We start from the raw sequence: 16,560 nt of genomic DNA, 5'->3' as shown, positions 1-16,560 counted from the left end.
GCGCGACCTGCGGGTGTCCTGCGGCTGACGTCCGGCCCGTCCCCGGATGGCGGAACGGCGTCGGCCCGGCGGCGGGCCGGGCGCGGGCCGGGCGCGGCGGGGCGGGATCAGCCGCGGAAGGCCCGCCGGTAGGCGTGCGGGCTGGTGCCGACGACCCGCTTGAAGCGCTCGCGGAAGGCGGTGGGGGAGCCGAACCCGGCCTGGACGGCGATCCGGTCCACGGAGTGGTCCGTGGTCTCCAGCAGGTACTGGGCCCGGCGGACACGGGCCCGGTGCAGCCACTGCAGCGGGGTGGTGCCGGTCTGCTCGCGGAAACGGCGGTTGAGGGTGCGGGTGCTCGTCCCGGCGTGCGCGGCGATGTCCTCCAGCGTCAGTTCGCGGTCCGCGTTCTCCTCCAGCCAGCGCAGCAGCGGCTCCATGGTCGCCCCGGCCGGTGCCGGGGGCTGCTCGTGGACGATGAACTGGGCCTGGCCGCCCTCGCGTTCCAGCGGCATGACGGACAGCCGTGCGGCGTCGGCGGCCACGGCGGAACCGTGGTCCTTGCGGATCATGTGCAGGCACAGGTCGAGCGCGGCGGCGGCGCCCGCCGAGGTGAGGAACTGGCCGTTGTCGACGTAGAGCACGTCCGGGTCGACGGTCACCTGCGGGTGGAGTTCCGCCAGTCGCCGCGCGCCCACCCAGTGCGTGGTGATCCGCAGGCCGTCCACCAGCCCGGTGGCGGCGAGCACGAAGGCCCCGGCGCAGACCGAGGCGATCCGGGTGCCGTTCGCGGCGGCCGCCCGCAGCGCCCGCAGGACCTCCCCGGGCACCGGCACCGAGGGGTCGGCGGTGCCCGGCAGGACGATCGTGTCGGCCTCGGCCAGCGCCTTGAGCCCGTACGGGGCGCGCAGCACGAAGGGCCCGGCGTCGACCTCGGGCGAGGGGGCGCAGATCCGCACCCGGTAGGCGGGGCGGCCGTCGGGCAGGCGGGTGCGGGAGAACACCTCGATCGGGGCCGCCAGGTCGAAGGGGATGACCTGGTCGAGGGCGAGGACGACCACCGTGTGCATGGCTTCACGGTAGAGGGGCGACGGATTTCCGCCAAGCCGGTGAGCTGGGCCGTAGCCTGCACATGCAGATGACAGCGCTGGCGGGAATCCGTTGGGTATTGGCAATCCGGCCACTTCTGGCGATGCGGTGCCGGGCCTAGCGTCGGGAGCGTCCCGCACCGCTCCCGGAAGGCCGGAGATGCTCGCTCAGTTCGTGTTGTACGACGGGTTCGACCCCCTGGACGTCGTCGCTCCCCTGGAGGTGCTGACCGCCGGCGGCATCCGCGCCGGGCTCGTGTCGGCGGAGGGGGCCCGCGAGGTGTCCGCGGGCCTGGGGCTGCCGTCGCTGCGGGCGACCGCGGCGCTCGACCCCGGCCGCGGCGGCCTGGTGGTCGTACCGGGAGCGGCGGGCCGGATCCCCGCGGCGGACGGCGACGGCGATGGCGGGGACTACGGCGACGGCGAGGACGGCGACACGGTCCCGGCCGTCCTCGCCCGGGCCCTGCGCACCGGGCTGCCGCCCTTGCTGCGGACCGCCCTGGAGCGGCCGGACGTCACCGTGGCCACGGTGTGCGGCGGTTCGCTGCTGCTCGCCATGGCGGGCCTGATCGGCGGGCGCCCCGTGACGGGCCACCACCTCGGGACGGCCGGTCTCCGGGCGGCGGGCGCCACCGTCGTGGACGCCCGGGTCGTCGACGACGGGGACCTGGTGAGCGCGGCCGGCGTCACCTCCGGGCTCGACCTCGCCCTCCACCTGCTGGAGCGCGAACGCGGCCCGCGCGTCGCCCACTTGGTGGAACGGCTGCTCGCCCACGAACGCCGGGGCGTGGTGTGGCGCGCCGAGGATTCAGCCTTCGCCGGCTCGGCCGGCCCGGTCGGCGCGTGAGGAGAGGGAGGCGCACATGACCAAGTTCCTGCTCGCCGTCCACGTCCTGGCCGCGATCGTCGCCGTCGGACCCGTCACGGTCGCCGCCGGCATGTTTCCCCCCGCCGTCCGCCGCGCCCCCGACGCGGCGGGGCTGCTGCACCGGATCTGCCGCGTGTACGCCGCCGTCGGCGTGGTCGTCCCGGTCTTCGGCCTCGCCACCGCGTCGAGCATGGGGGTGCTCGGAGACGTGTGGCTGGTCGTCTCGATCGTCCTGACCGCGCTGGCCGCCGCCCTTCTCGCCGGGGTCGTCCTGCCGCGGCAGAGCGCGCTCCTGGCCGGGCTCGCGGACGGGACGGCGCCCGCTCGCGCGGCCGCCCGGCTGGGCATGGCCACGGGGATGTTCAACCTGCTGTGGGCGGCCGTCACCGTGCTGATGATCGTCCGCCCCGGCTCGTCGACGGGAGCGTGACCGTGGCCTCCTCCCCGAACGGTTCCCCGGCCGCGCCTTCCAGGACCGCGCTGCGCCCGCTGCGCGCGGCCGCCGCCGTCGAACTGCTCTCCCTCGCCGTGCTGCTGGTCAACCTCGCCACCGCGCACTGGAGGCCCGTCTCCTCCCTCACGGGCCCCGTCCACGGCTGCGCCTACCTCCTCACCGTCCTCACCGCCGTGCGCGCCGAAGGCTCGACGACGGCGGTGCGGCTCCTCGCCGCGGTCCCCGGCGTCGGGGGCTTTCTGGCGCTCCGGCGGCTCTCCGGCCCCTGACGTCCGTTCACCACCGCGATCGGGCGCGGCGGTTTGCGTACCGCTTCCTCGGGCAGGCGATCCCCGTGCTTCGGAAGGGAGGCACGCGCGCGGGGCGCCCCGGCCGGGCCCCGGAGCGCGGAGCGTGTCCTCCCGTACGGCACGCCCTGCGCGGCGCGGCTCCCGGACCCCGCAGGAAGGCGCAGGACCAGCCATGGCCGCCCGACAGCCCCGCACCAGGCATCCGCATCCGCATCCGGGTGCCCGCCCGCGTCCTCATGACGACACCCCGGACACCGCCGAGGCGTTGCGGCGGATCGCGGCGCTCGCGGACGGCCCGGAGAAGGACGCGCTGCGCGAACAGGTCGTGATCGCCTGGATGCCGATGTCGGAACGGCTCGCACGCCGCTTCCGGCACCGCGGCGAGTCCACCGAGGACTTACGGCAGGTCGCCGCGCTCGGCCTGGTGAAGGCGGTGCAGCGCTACGACCCCGCACGCGGCAGCGCCTTCGAGAGCTTCGCCGTGCCCACCATCGTCGGCGAGGTGAGACGTCATTTCCGCGACCACCTGTGGGGCGTCCACGTCCCCCGCAGGGTCCAGGAGCTCCGGAGCCGGGTCCGTACCGTCCGCCACGAACTCGTCGGGACGAAGGGGCGCACCCCGACCGTCGCCGAGATCGCCGCGCACGCCTGCATGAGCGAGCAGGACGTGCTGGTCGCCATGGAGGCCCTCGACGCCTTCGCCCCCGCCTCCCTGGATTCCGCCACCCCCGGCTCGGAGGGCCGGACCTTCCTCGACACCCTGGGGGCCGAGGACCCGTGCCTGGACTCCGTCGTGGACCGCGTGGCCGTCGCGCCCCGGCTTCGCGAACTCCCCCCGCGCGAGAAGAAGATCCTCTACCTGCGGTTCTTCCGCGACATGACGCAGACCCAGATCGCCGACCAGCTGGGTCTGTCCCAGATGCACGTCTCCCGGCTGATCAGCCGCACCTGCCGCCGCCTCCGCGAGGAGGTCGAGGCGGCCGAGGGCAGGGGGAGCACCGGGGACAGCGGGGGCGGCGGGAACACCCGGGCGGCCGGCGAGGCCTGACGCGGAACGCCCGGTCAGCCGGACGGACGCATGGCCCGTACGAGGGCGCGCCGGACGTCCGCCGGCAGGGGCCGGCCCCCCGCGGTCGCCACGAGGGCGGCGGCGACGTCGCGGAGCTTGACGTTGCCGTACTGGGAGGCCCGCACGAGGACCGCCCAGGCCACGTCGCCGGGGCAGGGCGTCAGCGCCATCACCATGCCGACGGCCTGGTCGATGACCGACCGGCTGCCCAGCGCGCGACGCAGTTGCTCGTTCTCCGCGCGCAGCCGCCCGATCTCGCTCTCCGCGTCGTCCTCGGGACCGGCCGGCAGGGGGACCATCGTCAGCACCTCCTGAGGTCCGGATGCCCCGAATGTACGGTCCCATACGGGTACGGGAGGTGATGGCCCGGCAGCCCGGGCTCAGGCGCGCGGCGCGATCCCGGACGAGGGCGTGACGAGGGTGTGCACGGGCGTCCCGTCATCCTCGGCGCGGCGTCCGCGAGGCTCCGGTGGACGTCCGCGTCCGGCGCGGGAGGGGCGGCGTGCGGCGTCCGGGGACCATTGGGCCGCATGGGCGGCGCGGCACGGCGCGCGCGGCGTCGCGGGCCCGGGGGCCGGGGCCCGGCTGGTAGCTTCGCCAGCCTCGCGGGTCCGCCGAGTGCCGTGTCCCGCGCGCCTTTCTTCTCGGGGACGGAGACCTGTGTGACGGGACCGGTGGACGACCAGGACAACGAGCACGGGACCGCGGTCACCTTCGACCGCCGGGGCTTCGTCAAGTCGGCCGCGGCGGCCGCCGTCAGCCCCGCCGTCCTCGGCACCGCCGCCCACGCGGCCCCGCTCGCGCCGTCGTTGCCGGCGGCGGTCCCGGCCGCGGCCGCCGCGGTACCGATGGCCGCCCCCGGCGTCGCGGCGGCCGCCGCCCACGGCATGGTCGCCCGTCTGCTGGCCGTCCCGGCGCCGTCCCGCCGTGACGACTGGCTGCGGCAGGCCCTGCAGGTGGCCGTGGAGCTGGAACTCGCCACCATCCCGCCGTACCTGTGCGCCTGGTGGTCGGTGCGGGACCGGTCCGACACGGTCGCCAACCTGATCCGCGGCATCGTCACCGACGAGATGTTCCACATGGGCCTGGCCTGCAACATGCTCGTCGCCGTCGGCGGGCGGCCGCGGATCGCCTCCGTCACCCCCGAGTACCCCGCCCCCCTGCCCGGCGGGGTGCGCAGCAACCTGACGGTGTACCTCTCCGGGCTCACCCGCGCGTACGTGCGGGACGTCCTCATGGCCATCGAGACCCCGGAGTCCCCGCTGCCCGAGCCGTCCGCCGGGCCGCCGACCATCGGCGACTTCTACGACGGGCTCGTCACCGCCTTCCTCGACCACCGCCCCGAGCTCAGCGTCCGCGGTCAGATCGGCCAGCGCATCGGCCCCGACGAACTGCGCCCGATGCGGAACCTGGACGACGTCGTCGCCGCCGTGGAGATCATCAAGGAGCAGGGCGAGGGCAGCTCGACCTCGCCCGAGGCGCCGTCCGGTGAGGCCACCGGGGGCCACCGCGACGTGGCGCACTACTACGCCTTCGCCGAGATCTACCACGGCCGCACCCTGGAGGAGGCCGACGGCGTGTGGGAGTTCAGCGGGCCGCCCGTCACCTTCCCGGACGTCCACCCCATGGGTGTGGTCCCCCGGGGCGGCTGGCCCCACCCGCCCCGCGAGGCCGCGACGCTGCTGCGCCGCTTCGACAGCGCCTACGGCGAACTGCTGCGTGACCTGGAGGCCGCCTGGCAGTCCGCGGACCACGGCGCGCTCAACCGCGCGATCAAGACGATGGAGCAGCTGGAGGAGCCCGCCCTCGCCCTCATGGAGATCCCTCTCGGCGACGGGCGCCACACCTACGGCCCCCAGTTCCGCCCGGTCGCTCCGGACGCGGGGCAGCCCCCGTCCGCGGGCAGCGGGTCCCGGGGACGCCGGGCGTGAGCGCGGCGGCGGCGCCTGCCCGGGCCCCCGCCGCTATGCGCCCCGGAACGCGTGGACGAGCTCGATCCGGCCGACGATGTGCCGGTTGAACTCCGGGAGTTCCTCCGCCGGGACCCACAGCTCGAGGATCGTCCGGCCGCCCACCTGGCGCACCGGGTAACGGGCGGCGAACCCGGCCTCGACCTCGAAGCGCGTCACGTAACCGGCGCCGGAGGCGGGGACGTTCCAGTCACGGGCGATCCGGATCGCGTAGTCCTCGTCGAGCACCGGGTAGAAGATCGGCTGCTCGGGCAGCCGCGGCGGCCACTCCCGCCACCCGGACGCCTCGACCAGGGCCAGCTCCTCCGGCCCGGTGGGGCGCCACAGCGTCATCGTGTCCGTCATCGTCGTCCTCCCCGCTCGGTCCGGCCGTCCACCGTACGGGCCGCGACGGTCCCCGACCCACCGGATTACGGCCCGGCATAGGATCGAGCACACGGCATCGCGTGCCGGTCACCGGCCGGGTGAGGCATGGAGGTGCCCGTGAGAATGCCTTACGGAGGCATCCCACCGTGTCAGTCGAGTTGAACCACACCATCGTCCACGCCCGGGACAACCGGGAATCCGCCGACTTCCTCGCGCACATCCTCGGCCTGCGGGCCGGCGAGGCATGGGGCCCGTTCGTCCCCCTGCAGCTGAGCAACGGCGTCACCCTCGACTTCGCCGCCGTCCCGGCGGAGAAGATCGTCATGCAGCACTACGCCTTCCTCGTCCCCGAGGCCGCGTTCGACGGCGTCCTGAGCAGGATCCAGGAGGCCGGACTCACCTACTGGGCCGATCCGCACGGCAAGCGGCCCGGGGAGATCAACCACAACGACGGCGGCCGCGGCGTCTACTTCATGGACCCGGCCGGGCACGGCATGGAGGTCATCACCCGTCCCTACGGGAGCGGCGGCACCACCGGCGAGAGCTGAGCGGGCGACGGGGAGGGGTCGCAAGATCCCTCCCCGTCCCGGATCTTGATGGAGCATCAGGTCACCCGTACCCTGCCGACAGCGCGCCTCGCGCCCGTCGAGGGGAGTGGTCGTCATGGCCGAGGACCCGTCCGGTACACCGTCCGACGACGAGATGCTCCAGGCCCTGGCGCGGCACCTCTCCGGGGACGGCGGCGCCGCCCGCCCCGACTCCTCCGCCGGCGCGGACCTCACCTGGCACTCCCTCCTCGACTGCCGCATCCGCCGCACGACGGAGACCCGCACGGAGACCGCCAGGACCGAGAAGGGCCGCAAGGACCTCTCCGCGCTCCCCACCTACACGCACCTCGAAGGCCACCGGCCCGGCCCGCCCGGGGAGCACGGCACCCTGCGCCGGATCGAGCTGGTGCGCGAGGGATCCGTACGCCACAACACCTGCGAGTGCGGCAACGGCGAATGGGCCTGCAGGCGTTGCGAGGGCCGCGGCCGGCTCCCTTGCGACCCCACCACGGCCTGCCCCGACTGCCGCGGACTGGAGTCCTGCGCCGAGTGCGACGGCACCGGCAGACCGCGGCCGCGCACCAAGGACCGCGCCGGCGACCGCGCCGCGGCGATGACCGCGTCCCGTACCGTCCCCAGACGCGTCCGCTGCGCCAAGTGCCGGCGCCCCGACGCCGCGTGCCCCACCTGTGCCGGGCGGGGCCGCACGCAGTGCGCCCAGTGCAAGGGGACGGGACTCGTCGACTGTCCCAGGTGCAAGGCAGGCGGCACCGTCGCGCACGAGGCCTGCGGGGGGAGCGGGGTCGTCACCACCTGGGTCGGCGGCCTCATCGAGCAGCGCAGCTGCGAGGAACTGGTGCGTCGTCCCCGCAAGCGGCCCCCCTTCCTCGTCCGGCGGCGCACCCATCGGTCGGGCCGGTGGCGCAAGGAGGTGCTGACCGGCGACGACCCCCTGCCCGGCGACCTCGACGCCACGCACACCGAGGCACTCGTCCCGCACCTCGCCCCGCGCGCGGGCGAGGCCCACCGCCGCGTCGTCCTGCGTCACTTGCCCCTCGCCCGCATCAGCCTCCCCACCGACCCCGACCGCGTCTTCTACGCCTTCCCCGGGACCACCGGCATCGAGGTCCTCGCGCTGCCCTCCCGCCACCGGGTCACCCGCGGCCTGGCGATCGCGGCGGCCGCGCTGGTCGTGGTCGTGCTGCTGCTGAGCCTCCTCGCGTAGCCGGCCCGGCCGCCCGACGGGAGCCGGGCGTCGCGCCACGGGGTCCGGATCGGGGCGGTGCGCATGACGAGGGCCCCGGCCTCGTCGGAGGCCGGGGCCCTCGTGCCGCCCGGAGGCGGCCGCGAAGTGCGGTGGATCAGTTCATCACGGGCTTCCCGCCGATCTCGCAGGCCTGGCAGGGCGGCCTGCCGCAGGTGCACTGCGTGATCGCCTCGAGCACGCCGCGGTCGTGGTAGAGGCACTCGTCGCGGCAGGTGTGGCGGGGGATGAACCCGGCCTGGATCTCGCCGGGCCAGGGCTCGTGGCCCTCGCGGCAGCGGACGAAGCGCTCCGGGTCGGTCTCGTGCAGCTCGTGCATCGCGGAGCGGGCCTGGTCCTCCAGTTCCCGTACCCGGGTGACCAGGGCCTTGAGCTCGGCGGCGAGGCCCTCGTAGTGCTCTGCGCCGGTCCGCACGTGGGCGGCCCGCAGGGCCATGGCTGCGTTGCCCAGGAACCTGCCGGCGTCCTGGAGGTCGGTGACGTGGTGCATCTGAAGCCCGTTCACGCCACGGACCCACACGGCGTCCATGCTCATTCTCCACCTCTCCGGCGTTCGCCTTGTTCCGTGCGAAGCGTTGTGTGCCGTCCGATGAGCGCGGCGCCATTGCCACTGCATTCACGGAAAAGGCTGATGCATATGAACGCTAAAGCCGCGAGTGGTGTCCGTCCAGGAAAAGCGCAGTGAACCGCCTCACAGCGGTCATACCGCCCGGGTCGGGCGCCCTGCGCCCCGGGCAGGGCGACGCAGTCGGTCCGGTCCGGCCCCGGCGGGCGGGTGCGCGGCGCGCCGGGAAGGGGTCCGGGCGCCCCTCCGCGAGGCCCGGAATGCGGTCGCGCCGGGGATGAGGTATTCCCGGCGAACGGATCGGGAGAAGGGCAAGTGAATGGAATCCGGTGTTTCCGATGGCACCGGAAAGGGAACTCCGGAACTCCCCTCCGGCACGCTCCGGACGTCTCCCGCCGACCTTGACAACTGTCTTGCCGTGGCGTCTCCTTGATATAGGGATTGTTTCCCCGGCGTGCGCTCAACGGGGTGTGTCGCAGACGTCGAGGTTGACCTGGGTGCGCCGACGACCGGAGGCAACTTCATGGCGACCTATGAATACCTTTGCAGCAACTGCGGGCCTTTCGACGTCAAGCTCGCGATAGGTTCCGCACCCGACGCGTACGACTGCCCCGCCTGCGCGGGCGAGTCCAGGCGCGTGTTCTCCTCGCCCTCCCTCGCCCTCACGCCGCACGGGCTCGCCACCTCCCGCGAACGGGAGGAGAAGTCCCGTGAGATGCCGGACGTCGTGTCCGCCCCACCGCCGCGCGAGCGGCCGGCGCCGCGGCCCCATCCGGCGCTGTCCCGGCTGCCCAAGCCCTAGTCCGAGGGCGGTGATCGGCGCGTCAGAGGTGCTCAGGGGGGCCGACGCCGGAGCGCGGACGCTCCTCCCGCCCAGGCGGGACCAGGAGGCGCGCCGGCGGCAATCCGTCCCCACGCGGACTTAGGAGGTGCGTCCCCGTGGCGAACGTGGGACTGCTCTTCGTCGGTGCGGTGCTCTTCATGAACGGCCTGCTGCTCCTGCAGAAGGTCGACCCCAAGTCGGCGGCGGTGTTCAACCTCTTCGTGGGTGCGCTGCAGGTGCTGACCCCGACGTACCTCATCTTCACGGCGGGCAACGACCAGGACAAGATCCTGGCGGCGTCCGGGCTTTACCTCTTCGGATTCACCTACCTCTACGTGGGTATCGTCCTCCTCGCGGACATCGACAATATCTGCGTCGGCTGGTACTCCCTGTTCGTGGCGATTGTCGCCCTCGGGTACTCGTTCGTGAATTTCCATCTGTTCAAGGACTACCCGTTCGGCGTCATCTGGCTGTACTGGGCTTTCCTGTGGGGTCTGTTCTTCCTCGTGCTCGGTCTCGGAAAAACGGAGCTCGGCACCTATGTCGGCTGGGTGACGGCGATCGAGGGCTGGGTCACCGGCGTGATCCCCGCGGCGCTGCTGCTGTCCGGCTACTGGAAGCACACCACGGAGATCGCCATAGCCCTGGGTGTCTTCGGCGTGGTCGTGTTCGCGGCGCTGTGGCCGCTCACCAGGAAGTCGCGCGAACAGGCGCGGGCCGCCGCGTCGTCCGGGTCGCCGGGTTAGGCGCCCGCCCGCCCGGCCCGGCGGGCCGGAGGCGTGGGCGCACCGTCCTGACCGGATCAGAAAAAGAGAGGCTGTCATGCCCGAAGTAGTTTTCAGCGTGGACCAGACCAAGTCGATGCGCGATCAGGACACCCCGGGACACAACAGGTGGCACCCTGACATCCCTGTCGCCGCCATGGTGAAGCCCGGAGCCGAGTTCCGGATGGAGTGCCGGGACTGGACCGACTGCCAGGTGGGCAACAACGACTCCGCCAACGACGTCCGCGACATCGACCTCACCATCCCCCACATGCTCAGCGGCCCGATCGGCGTGGAGGGCGCCGAGCCGGGCGACCTGCTCGTCGTCGACATCCTCGACCTCGGCCCCGTACCCCAGCAGAGCGGGGACGCCGCGGGCCAGGGCTGGGGGTACACCGGCATCTTCGCCAAGGCCAACGGCGGAGGCTTCCTGACCGACTACTTCCCCGACGCCTACAAGGCGGTGTGGGACTTCCACGGTCAGCAGGCGGTCTCCCGGCACCTGCCCGGCATTCGCTTCACCGGCATCACCCACCCCGGGCTGTTCGGGACCGCCCCCTCCGCCGAGCTGCTGGGCCGGTGGAACGCGCGCGAGAAGGCGCTCATCGACACCGACCCCGAGCGCGTCCCGCCGCTGGCCGTCCCCCCGGACCCCTCCCACGCGCTCGCCGGCACGGCCACCGGGGACCTCGCCACGCGCATCTGCGCGGAGGGCGCCCGCACGGTGCCGGCCCGGGAGAACGGAGGCAACCACGACATCAAGAACTTCACGCGGGGTTCCCGGGTCTTCTACCCGGTGCTCGTGAAGGACGCCAAGCTCTCCGGCGGCGACCTGCACTTCAGCCAGGGCGACGGGGAGATCACCTTCTGCGGCGCCATCGAGATGGGCGGGTTCATCGACTTCCACGTCGACCTGATCAAGGGCGGTATGGAGAAGTACGGCATCTCGACCAACCCGGTGTTCATGCCCGGCAACGTGGAACCGCGGTACTCGGACTTCCTCACCTTCATCGGGATCTCCGTCGACCACGACACGGACACCAACTACTACCTCGACGCGACGCTCGCCTACCGCCGCGCGTGCCTCAACGCCGTCGAGTACTTCAAGAAGTTCGGCTACAGCGGCGAGCAGGCCTACCTGCTGCTCGGCTCGTCCCCCATAGAGGGACGCATCAGCGGCATCGTCGACATCCCCAACGCGTGCTGCTCCCTGTACGTGCCGACCGCCATGTTCGACTTCGACGTGCGGCCGTCGGCCGCCGGACCGACGCGGGCGGACCGCGGCCGGGCCGCGCTGACCTCCTGACCGCCGCGCGCACCCGGGTCCCGGTCCTCCTCGGGCCGGGACCCGGATGCGGCCGCGCCGCACGGGGTCAGGCGCGGTAGAGCGACTGGAGCCTGACCACCTCGCCGTTGAGGTCGAAACTGACGTCGTAGCCCTGCCACTTGCGTTCCGGGGCGGGCAGGGCCCACCACCGGGTGATGAACTGCGCCTGGGAGTAGGTGTGGGGGACGGAGTCGTCGCCCAGCGGGACCGACAGCAGGACCCGGCCTTCCGGGGCCATGCGCACCGTCGTGTACGGGCCCTTGCCGGGGATGATGTCCCACCCCTCGATCGGTCCTGTGATGGGCTCCTTGCGGGCGGAGCGCACCGAGAGGTAGGTGCGCCCGTCCTTGATCCACGCGTTGTCGATCTGCACGAACTGCTTGCTGCCGGCCCAGCGCGCGGGAGCCTTCGGCGACGGCGCGTCCGACGGGCCGTCCGATGCCGGGGCCTGGGCGGAGTGCGTGGGGGAGGGCGCGTCGGAGTGCTCCACCGAGGGCGGTGCCGAGGGCGAGGCGGGGGCCGAAGCCGTCGCCGGGGCGGGGGAGGAGGCGGCCGCGTCGGCACGGCCGGAGTCCGCGTCGTCCCCGCCCTCCCCGGAGCAGGCGCCGAGGGCGAGCACGGCGAGGGCGAGGGCGGCGAGCCGGGCGGTGGCGCGGTGGCGCGGGGAAGGCGAGGCGAACACGGTGGGTCCCATCGGGTCGGGTGCGGGCGGCGTGCACAGGCTCTACGCACCGGGCCGCCGCGCGGGTTACACCGGGAATGTCATGGACCGGTAACAACTCCCCGCCGCGTCAACCGGCCTCGCGCAGGGACGCCACCCGCCCCTCGCCGTCGTAGTCGATCTCGAACATCCACCGCGGTCCGCCGGCCAGCCGGCCGACCAGCCCGCCCAGTTCGCGGTCCGCGGGACGCCCGCCCGACAGCCGGAGCGTCTCGACCGGCGTCGAGCGCGGCAGGGTCAGCGTGTGCACCACGCCCGTGGGCACCGGCGTGCCGCCCGCGACCGCCCGGAGCTGCCGCACGGTGATCCGCACGTCGTCGCCCTGGGCCACCGCGTCGTGGACGTAGCCCAGTTCGTCGGCGTACTCCTCGCCCGGCGCGGGGGCCGGGGGGACGAAGCGGGAGGGCGGCGGCGACGGGGTGACCGCCGCCGGCTCCGGCACCCGGGCGGTCCCGGCCAGCGCGAGGCCGCCGCCCAGCAGCGCACAGGCGAGCACCGCCACGACGGACGCCCGTACCGTCCGCGCGCGGCGGCGGCGCCCTTCGCCGCGGGCCCGTACCTGGTGCGCGGCCGCCGGTACGGTCCGCCCCCGGCCGGACTCCGCGAGTTCGGTGAGGAGCCTGCCCAGCTCCGTCCCGTCAGCCATGCTTCCCCTCCGGAAGTCGGCCCGCCCCGGGGTCCAGTTCCGTGTGCGCCAGCAGCCGCGCGAGCGTCGCCCGCCCGCGGCTGAGGTGCACCTTGACGGTGCCGACCGGCGAGCCGGTCTCGGCGGCCACCTGCTCCACCGGCAGATCGCACAGATGGTGCAGGACGACGGCGCGCCGCTGCCCCTCCGGCAGCTGCCGCAAGGCCTCGACCAGCACCACGTGGTGCGGTTCCGGCGGCGGCACGACCGGGGGCGGGCCCTGCCGGCGGGCCAGCGTCAGCGCGGTGCGCACGCGTCGCCACCGGCTGACGGCCAGGCGCCACGCCACCGTGCGCACCCAGGCCTCGGGCGCGCCGTGCAGATCGAGTTCGGCCCGGTGCTCCCAGGCCCGGGCGAACGCCTCCTGCACCACGTCCTGCGACTCCGCGAGGTCGCCCGTCATCGCGTACAGCTGGCCGATGAGGCGGCCCACGCTCGCGCCGTAGAAGGCGTCGAACTCACGCTCCCCCATCGCGTGCCCCGGAGGGTCCTCCGGCAGTCCCATACCTCATCCCCCGGCCGGACGCCGTGCGCCCCGGCACACACGTGATCAACGCCGCGGGACCATTCTGTTGCCCCGGGGCGACCACGCTCAAGCGGCGGCTACGGCGTCGTCGCGGCGGGCGACGCGCCCGCGGTGTGGCGGTCCACGTTGGCCGTCAGCCGGCGCAGCAGGTCCTGGGCGGTCCCGATCTCCTCCCGGGTCAGCCCCATGGCCTCCCCGATCGCCAGGGGCACGGTGCGGATCCGCTCCCGCAGCGCGGTCCCCTCCGGGGTCAGCGCCACCTCCACCACCCGCTCGTCGTCCGCCCGGCGCTGCCGCTCGAGCAGGCCGTGCGACTCCAGGCGCTTGATGAGCGGCGTGAGCGTCCCGTAGTCCAGGTGCAGGGCGGTCACCAGCTCCTTGACGGACACGGTGCCGTGCTCCCAGAGCACGACCATGACCAGGTACTGGGGGTAGGTCAGGCCGCCCGCCGCGTCCAGCAGGGGCCGGTAGACGCCGGTGACCGCGCGCGAGGCCGCGTACAGCGTGAAGCAGAAGTGGTCGTCCAGCAGCAGCGAGGGTTCCGCGGTGTCGCCGTTCCCGGGTGCGCGGGTGTCGTCGTTCACGATTCCCTCCCCCTCCTTGGTCGTCGGTCGGTTCTCCCGGCGGACATTGTCGCACCTCCCGCGCGGACTAGTAACTCGTACACGATTAGCTTGCGCACAAGTTAAGTGGACGCTAGATTTCTCGTCATCGCCCGGAGCGGACGCCCCGGACCGACCGCCTGTCCGGCGTGCCAGCCGGGCGCCGTACGCCAAGGAGCCACCGTGAACCTCAAGACCGTCCTCCGCCCCACCCGCAAGAGCGTCGCCGTCCTGGGCGCCGCCGCCGGCGTCGCGGCCCTCACGCTGACGGCCACGGCCCCGGCCAACGCCGCCAAGGCCGCGCACCACCCGCAGGAGAAGAAGCCCACGGTCGTCCTGGTGCACGGCGCGTTCGCGGACTCCTCCAGCTGGAACGGCGTGGTGTCGCGTCTGAAGCACGCGGGCTATCCGGTCGTGGCCCCGGCCAATCCGCTGCGCGGCCTGGCGAGCGACTCGGCGTACGTGCACAGCTTCCTGAAGAGCGTGCAGGGCCCGGTCGTGCTCGTCGGCCACTCCTACGGCGGCTCGGTGATCACCGAGGCCGCGGCCGACTCCCCCAACGTCAAGGCGCTGGTCTACATAGCCGCCTTCGCCCCGGACAGGAACGAGACCGTCACGCAGATCTCCGACAGGTTCCCCGGCGGCACCCTCGGCGAGACCCTCAACGCCGTGCCCTTCCCCCTTCCCGGCGGCGGCACCGGCACCGACCTGTACATCAAGGCCGACAAGTTCCGCGCCCAGTTCGCCGCCGACGTGCCGAAGTCCGTCGCCGAGCAGATGGCCGCCACCCAGCGCCCCGTGGCCGCGTCGGTCTTCGACGAGAAGGCCGCGGGCGCCGCCTGGCGGACCATCCCGTCCTGGGACCTGGTCACCACCCAGGACAAGAACATCACCCTCGCCGCCCAGCGCTTCATGGCCGAGCGGGCCCACGCCCACACCGTCGAGGTCAAGGCCTCCCACGCCGTCTCGGTCTCCCGCCCCGGCGCGGTGACCCGCATCATCGAGCAGGCCGCCCGCTCCACCGTCCGCTGACCCACCCCGCGTACGACCCGAAGGGCCCCGGCCGGATCCCGGCCGGGGCCCTCCTGCCGCCCGGTGGCGGCGCCGCTCAGCCGCCCAGGACGGGGATCTGCTTCTTCTCCACGGGATGCGCGTCGGCGTACCGCACCAGGTCGAGGAAGCCCCGGTCGCGCACGACCGCCAGCAGTTGCCCCGCGGTGACCGGGGCGGAGGTCTTCGTGCCCTGGTCGGGGTAGACGGCGAGTTCCACGTCGCTGTGGCCGTAGACGAAGCGGACCCGGGTGTACATCGTGTCCGGGGAGCCGTCGACCAGGCGGTACGCCGCCACCTTGATGCCGCCCGGCAGCGTGCCCTGCGCGCAGCTGCCACCCTTGAGGGAGTCGGGGTCCTCGGGGCACGTGGCCCCGAGCCGGGTCGTCCCCGGGGCACCGCCGGAGGGCCGTACCGACAGGCTGACGGTGAACACCTTCCCGCCCGCGGTCTCGCCCTGGTAGCGCCACACCGCGAGGTCGACCGGCCGGATCAGGCCGACCGCGTCCGGAAGCAGCTCGTCGAGGAGTACCGCCACCTGCTGCTGGAACCCCTCCTGGCGCTCGCGCTCGGCGGGCGGCAGATCGGCCATGGACTCCTCGGTGTCACTGGTGGGTTCGAGGTGGACCGGCGTCCGGTACGGCGCCGGCTCCTCGGACGTACGCGGCGCGGGCGTGGTGCTCGCGGCGGGACGGACCGTCGTACCGCCGCCGCCCCCGCCCGGCAGCGCCGCCGATCCGAACACCACGGCCCCGACCGCACAGGCGACCCCGGCGGCGACGGCGACCCGGACCCGGGCCCTGCGGCGCCGTCCCTGGACCACCGCCGCGGGCACCAGGTCGTGGGCCGGCGGCAGCTCCGCCACCGCGTGCTCCATGGCCTCCCTCACCAGCAGGGCGCTCCCGTGCACTTCCTCGGGCATGTTGTCTCCCATGGCGGTCCCTCAGCTTCCCGTGGCGTAGACGTGGGCCTCGCCCAGCTGGGCGCGCAACTTGGCCAGGGAGCGTGAGCACTGGCTCTTGACGGTGGACTCGCTGCACTTCAGCAGCGTGGCGACGGACTCGACGCTCTGGTCCTCCCAGTAGCGCAGCACGACCATGGCCCGGGCCCTGGGCGGCAGTCCGGCGAGCGCCGACAACAGCGTCACCCGCAGGTCGGCATGGTCGGGCGAGGGCCCCGGCCCGGGACGCGAGTGCGCCAGCAGGTCCCGCAGCCGCCGCCTCCGCTCGGCCAGGTACGTACGGGTCAGCACGGTCCTGGCGTACGCCTCGATGTGGTCGGCGGCACTCGCCCGCCGCCAGTGCTGGAACAGCTTGGCCAGCGTGGTCTGCGTCAGGTCCCGGGCCGTGTCCGCGTCCCCGCACAGCAGGTACGCGGTCCGGTACAGCCGTTTCTGACTCGCCCGGGCGAAGGCTTCGAAGCCCTCCGGCGCCCGCGGGCCCGCCGCCGCTCCCGGGCCCCGGCCGTTCTCCGGCATCTGCTCTCCTCTCGGGGCCCCGCACGGGGCCCTGTCCTGTCACCCGTGTTCAGAGCGCCGCCGCCCGCCGGAGGTTGAAAGCGGATTTCACCGCGGCTCCGGTTCGGCACCGAGTGAGGACGCC

General features: G+C 73.7%; 21 protein-coding genes. 11 read left to right on the top strand and 10 right to left on the bottom strand.

What is annotated here, in order from left to right; translation table 11 throughout:
* Window positions 1-107: 107 nt before the first annotated feature.
* Window positions 108-1,049 carry a GlxA family transcriptional regulator gene (locus ACFV3E_RS02605; protein ID WP_500533022.1) on the bottom strand — a complete coding sequence of 314 codons (942 nt, stop codon included), beginning with the start codon at window positions 1,047-1,049 and terminating at the stop codon, window positions 108-110.
* 178 nt (window positions 1,050-1,227) lie between these two features.
* Here ACFV3E_RS02605 and ACFV3E_RS02600 point away from each other — a divergent pair, with 178 nt between their 5' ends.
* The 4 genes from ACFV3E_RS02600 (at window position 1,228) to ACFV3E_RS02585 (ending at window position 3,727) form a co-directional block, all read left to right on the top strand.
* Window positions 1,228-1,914 (top strand): DJ-1/PfpI family protein, encoded by a 687-nt coding sequence (locus ACFV3E_RS02600; protein WP_500533021.1) that lies wholly within the window; start codon window positions 1,228-1,230, stop codon window positions 1,912-1,914.
* 16 nt (window positions 1,915-1,930) lie between these two features.
* Entirely contained in the window at window positions 1,931-2,365 is a 435-nt protein-coding gene (locus ACFV3E_RS02595; RefSeq protein WP_500533020.1) for a hypothetical protein, read from the top strand.
* Between the two features lie 2 nt (window positions 2,366-2,367).
* On the top strand, window positions 2,368-2,658 hold the full coding sequence (locus tag ACFV3E_RS02590; RefSeq protein ID WP_500533019.1) for a DUF3817 domain-containing protein: 291 nt from the start codon (window positions 2,368-2,370) through the stop codon (window positions 2,656-2,658).
* A gap of 193 nt (window positions 2,659-2,851) precedes the next feature.
* On the top strand, window positions 2,852-3,727 hold the full coding sequence (locus ACFV3E_RS02585) for a SigB/SigF/SigG family RNA polymerase sigma factor (RefSeq protein ID WP_500533018.1): 876 nt from the start codon (window positions 2,852-2,854) through the stop codon (window positions 3,725-3,727).
* Window positions 3,728-3,741: 14 nt separating this feature from the next.
* Here the strand turns inward: ACFV3E_RS02585 and ACFV3E_RS02580 are convergent, their stop codons facing one another.
* Window positions 3,742-4,047, bottom strand: a complete 306-nt coding sequence (locus ACFV3E_RS02580; protein WP_500533017.1) for an ANTAR domain-containing protein — start codon at window positions 4,045-4,047, stop codon at window positions 3,742-3,744.
* A 363-nt stretch (window positions 4,048-4,410) separates the two neighbouring features.
* On the opposite strand from ACFV3E_RS02580, the gene ACFV3E_RS02575 reads away from it, so the two are divergent.
* Window positions 4,411-5,679, top strand: a complete 1,269-nt coding sequence (locus ACFV3E_RS02575; protein ID WP_500533016.1) for a ferritin-like domain-containing protein — start codon at window positions 4,411-4,413, stop codon at window positions 5,677-5,679.
* A gap of 33 nt (window positions 5,680-5,712) precedes the next feature.
* Here ACFV3E_RS02575 and ACFV3E_RS02570 read toward each other — a convergent pair whose 3' ends face one another.
* Window positions 5,713-6,063 (bottom strand): hypothetical protein, encoded by a 351-nt coding sequence (locus tag ACFV3E_RS02570; RefSeq protein WP_500533015.1) that lies wholly within the window; start codon window positions 6,061-6,063, stop codon window positions 5,713-5,715.
* 167 nt (window positions 6,064-6,230) lie between these two features.
* Between ACFV3E_RS02570 and ACFV3E_RS02565 the strand changes: the two genes are divergently transcribed.
* Window positions 6,231-6,632: a VOC family protein gene (locus ACFV3E_RS02565; RefSeq protein WP_500533014.1), complete on the top strand. Its 402-nt coding sequence runs from the start codon at window positions 6,231-6,233 to the stop codon at window positions 6,630-6,632.
* 115 nt (window positions 6,633-6,747) lie between these two features.
* Window positions 6,748-7,857, top strand: a complete 1,110-nt coding sequence (locus tag ACFV3E_RS02560) for a hypothetical protein (RefSeq protein ID WP_500533013.1) — start codon at window positions 6,748-6,750, stop codon at window positions 7,855-7,857.
* Between the two features lie 136 nt (window positions 7,858-7,993).
* Here ACFV3E_RS02560 and ACFV3E_RS02555 read toward each other — a convergent pair whose 3' ends face one another.
* On the bottom strand, window positions 7,994-8,425 hold the full coding sequence (locus ACFV3E_RS02555; RefSeq protein ID WP_500331928.1) for a hypothetical protein: 432 nt from the start codon (window positions 8,423-8,425) through the stop codon (window positions 7,994-7,996).
* Between the two features lie 559 nt (window positions 8,426-8,984).
* On the opposite strand from ACFV3E_RS02555, the gene ACFV3E_RS02550 reads away from it, so the two are divergent.
* The 3 genes from ACFV3E_RS02550 to fmdA all read left to right on the top strand — a co-directional run bounded on the left by ACFV3E_RS02550 (window position 8,985) and on the right by fmdA (window position 11,354).
* Window positions 8,985-9,263: an FmdB family zinc ribbon protein gene (locus tag ACFV3E_RS02550; RefSeq protein WP_499513025.1), complete on the top strand. Its 279-nt coding sequence runs from the start codon at window positions 8,985-8,987 to the stop codon at window positions 9,261-9,263.
* A gap of 137 nt (window positions 9,264-9,400) precedes the next feature.
* On the top strand, window positions 9,401-10,030 hold the full coding sequence (locus ACFV3E_RS02545) for an AmiS/UreI family transporter (protein WP_500533012.1): 630 nt from the start codon (window positions 9,401-9,403) through the stop codon (window positions 10,028-10,030).
* Window positions 10,031-10,106: 76 nt separating this feature from the next.
* The gene (gene fmdA, locus ACFV3E_RS02540) at window positions 10,107-11,354 is read left to right on the top strand and encodes a formamidase (protein WP_500367778.1); all 1,248 of its coding nucleotides are present in this window, start codon (window positions 10,107-10,109) and stop codon (window positions 11,352-11,354) included.
* Between the two features lie 67 nt (window positions 11,355-11,421).
* On the opposite strand, the gene ACFV3E_RS02535 is transcribed toward fmdA, so the two are convergent.
* The 4 genes from ACFV3E_RS02535 to ACFV3E_RS02520 form a co-directional block, all read right to left on the bottom strand.
* Window positions 11,422-12,069 carry a hypothetical protein gene (locus ACFV3E_RS02535; protein WP_500533011.1) on the bottom strand — a complete coding sequence of 216 codons (648 nt, stop codon included), beginning with the start codon at window positions 12,067-12,069 and terminating at the stop codon, window positions 11,422-11,424.
* Window positions 12,070-12,166: 97 nt separating this feature from the next.
* Window positions 12,167-12,742: a hypothetical protein gene (locus ACFV3E_RS02530; RefSeq protein WP_500533010.1), complete on the bottom strand. Its 576-nt coding sequence runs from the start codon at window positions 12,740-12,742 to the stop codon at window positions 12,167-12,169.
* Window positions 12,735-13,253: a SigE family RNA polymerase sigma factor gene (locus tag ACFV3E_RS02525; RefSeq protein ID WP_500533385.1), complete on the bottom strand. Its 519-nt coding sequence runs from the start codon at window positions 13,251-13,253 to the stop codon at window positions 12,735-12,737. The genes ACFV3E_RS02530 and ACFV3E_RS02525 overlap by 8 nt, the downstream gene beginning before the upstream one ends.
* 131 nt (window positions 13,254-13,384) lie before the next feature.
* Window positions 13,385-13,891, bottom strand: coding sequence for a MarR family winged helix-turn-helix transcriptional regulator (locus tag ACFV3E_RS02520; RefSeq protein ID WP_500533009.1), 507 nt, complete (start codon window positions 13,889-13,891; stop codon window positions 13,385-13,387).
* Window positions 13,892-14,092: 201 nt separating this feature from the next.
* Here ACFV3E_RS02520 and ACFV3E_RS02515 point away from each other — a divergent pair, with 201 nt between their 5' ends.
* Complete coding sequence (locus ACFV3E_RS02515) at window positions 14,093-14,941, top strand: alpha/beta fold hydrolase (protein ID WP_500533008.1); 849 nt, start codon at window positions 14,093-14,095, stop codon at window positions 14,939-14,941.
* 76 nt (window positions 14,942-15,017) lie between these two features.
* Here ACFV3E_RS02515 and ACFV3E_RS02510 read toward each other — a convergent pair whose 3' ends face one another.
* Together ACFV3E_RS02510 and ACFV3E_RS02505 are read right to left on the bottom strand one after the other, a co-directional pair.
* Complete coding sequence (locus tag ACFV3E_RS02510; protein WP_500533007.1) at window positions 15,018-15,881, bottom strand: hypothetical protein; 864 nt, start codon at window positions 15,879-15,881, stop codon at window positions 15,018-15,020.
* Window positions 15,882-15,902: 21 nt separating this feature from the next.
* Window positions 15,903-16,436: a SigE family RNA polymerase sigma factor gene (locus ACFV3E_RS02505; protein ID WP_500533006.1), complete on the bottom strand. Its 534-nt coding sequence runs from the start codon at window positions 16,434-16,436 to the stop codon at window positions 15,903-15,905.
* Window positions 16,437-16,560 lie beyond the last annotated feature (124 nt).

The sequence above is a fragment of the Streptomyces sp. NPDC059718 genome, from assembly GCF_042733315.1.
In the GTDB taxonomy this organism is placed as follows: domain Bacteria; phylum Actinomycetota; class Actinomycetes; order Streptomycetales; family Streptomycetaceae; genus Actinacidiphila.
The sequence above is the reverse complement of the archived record's forward strand: the minus strand, read 5'-3'. Positions and strand labels throughout refer to the sequence as shown.

Bases quoted from the DNA above. Each gene is read 5' to 3' on its own strand.
- ACFV3E_RS02570 (WP_500533015.1), bottom strand. From the start codon at position 6,063: ATGACGGACACGATGACGCTGTGGCGCCCCACCGGGCCGGAGGAGCTG.
- ACFV3E_RS02605 (WP_500533022.1), bottom strand. From the start codon at position 1,049: ATGCACACGGTGGTCGTCCTCGCCCTCGACCAGGTCATCCCCTTCGAC.
- ACFV3E_RS02585 (WP_500533018.1), top strand. From the start codon at position 2,852: ATGGCCGCCCGACAGCCCCGCACCAGGCATCCGCATCCGCATCCGGGT.
- fmdA (WP_500367778.1), top strand. From the start codon at position 10,107: ATGCCCGAAGTAGTTTTCAGCGTGGACCAGACCAAGTCGATGCGCGAT.
- ACFV3E_RS02560 (WP_500533013.1), top strand. From the start codon at position 6,748: ATGGCCGAGGACCCGTCCGGTACACCGTCCGACGACGAGATGCTCCAG.
- ACFV3E_RS02510 (WP_500533007.1), bottom strand. From the start codon at position 15,881: ATGCCCGAGGAAGTGCACGGGAGCGCCCTGCTGGTGAGGGAGGCCATG.
- ACFV3E_RS02530 (WP_500533010.1), bottom strand. From the start codon at position 12,742: ATGGCTGACGGGACGGAGCTGGGCAGGCTCCTCACCGAACTCGCGGAG.
- ACFV3E_RS02505 (WP_500533006.1), bottom strand. From the start codon at position 16,436: ATGCCGGAGAACGGCCGGGGCCCGGGAGCGGCGGCGGGCCCGCGGGCG.
- ACFV3E_RS02555 (WP_500331928.1), bottom strand. From the start codon at position 8,425: ATGGACGCCGTGTGGGTCCGTGGCGTGAACGGGCTTCAGATGCACCAC.
- ACFV3E_RS02550 (WP_499513025.1), top strand. From the start codon at position 8,985: ATGGCGACCTATGAATACCTTTGCAGCAACTGCGGGCCTTTCGACGTC.
- ACFV3E_RS02600 (WP_500533021.1), top strand. From the start codon at position 1,228: ATGCTCGCTCAGTTCGTGTTGTACGACGGGTTCGACCCCCTGGACGTC.
- ACFV3E_RS02535 (WP_500533011.1), bottom strand. From the start codon at position 12,069: ATGGGACCCACCGTGTTCGCCTCGCCTTCCCCGCGCCACCGCGCCACC.
- ACFV3E_RS02580 (WP_500533017.1), bottom strand. From the start codon at position 4,047: ATGGTCCCCCTGCCGGCCGGTCCCGAGGACGACGCGGAGAGCGAGATC.
- ACFV3E_RS02525 (WP_500533385.1), bottom strand. From the start codon at position 13,253: ATGGGGGAGCGTGAGTTCGACGCCTTCTACGGCGCGAGCGTGGGCCGC.
- ACFV3E_RS02595 (WP_500533020.1), top strand. From the start codon at position 1,931: ATGACCAAGTTCCTGCTCGCCGTCCACGTCCTGGCCGCGATCGTCGCC.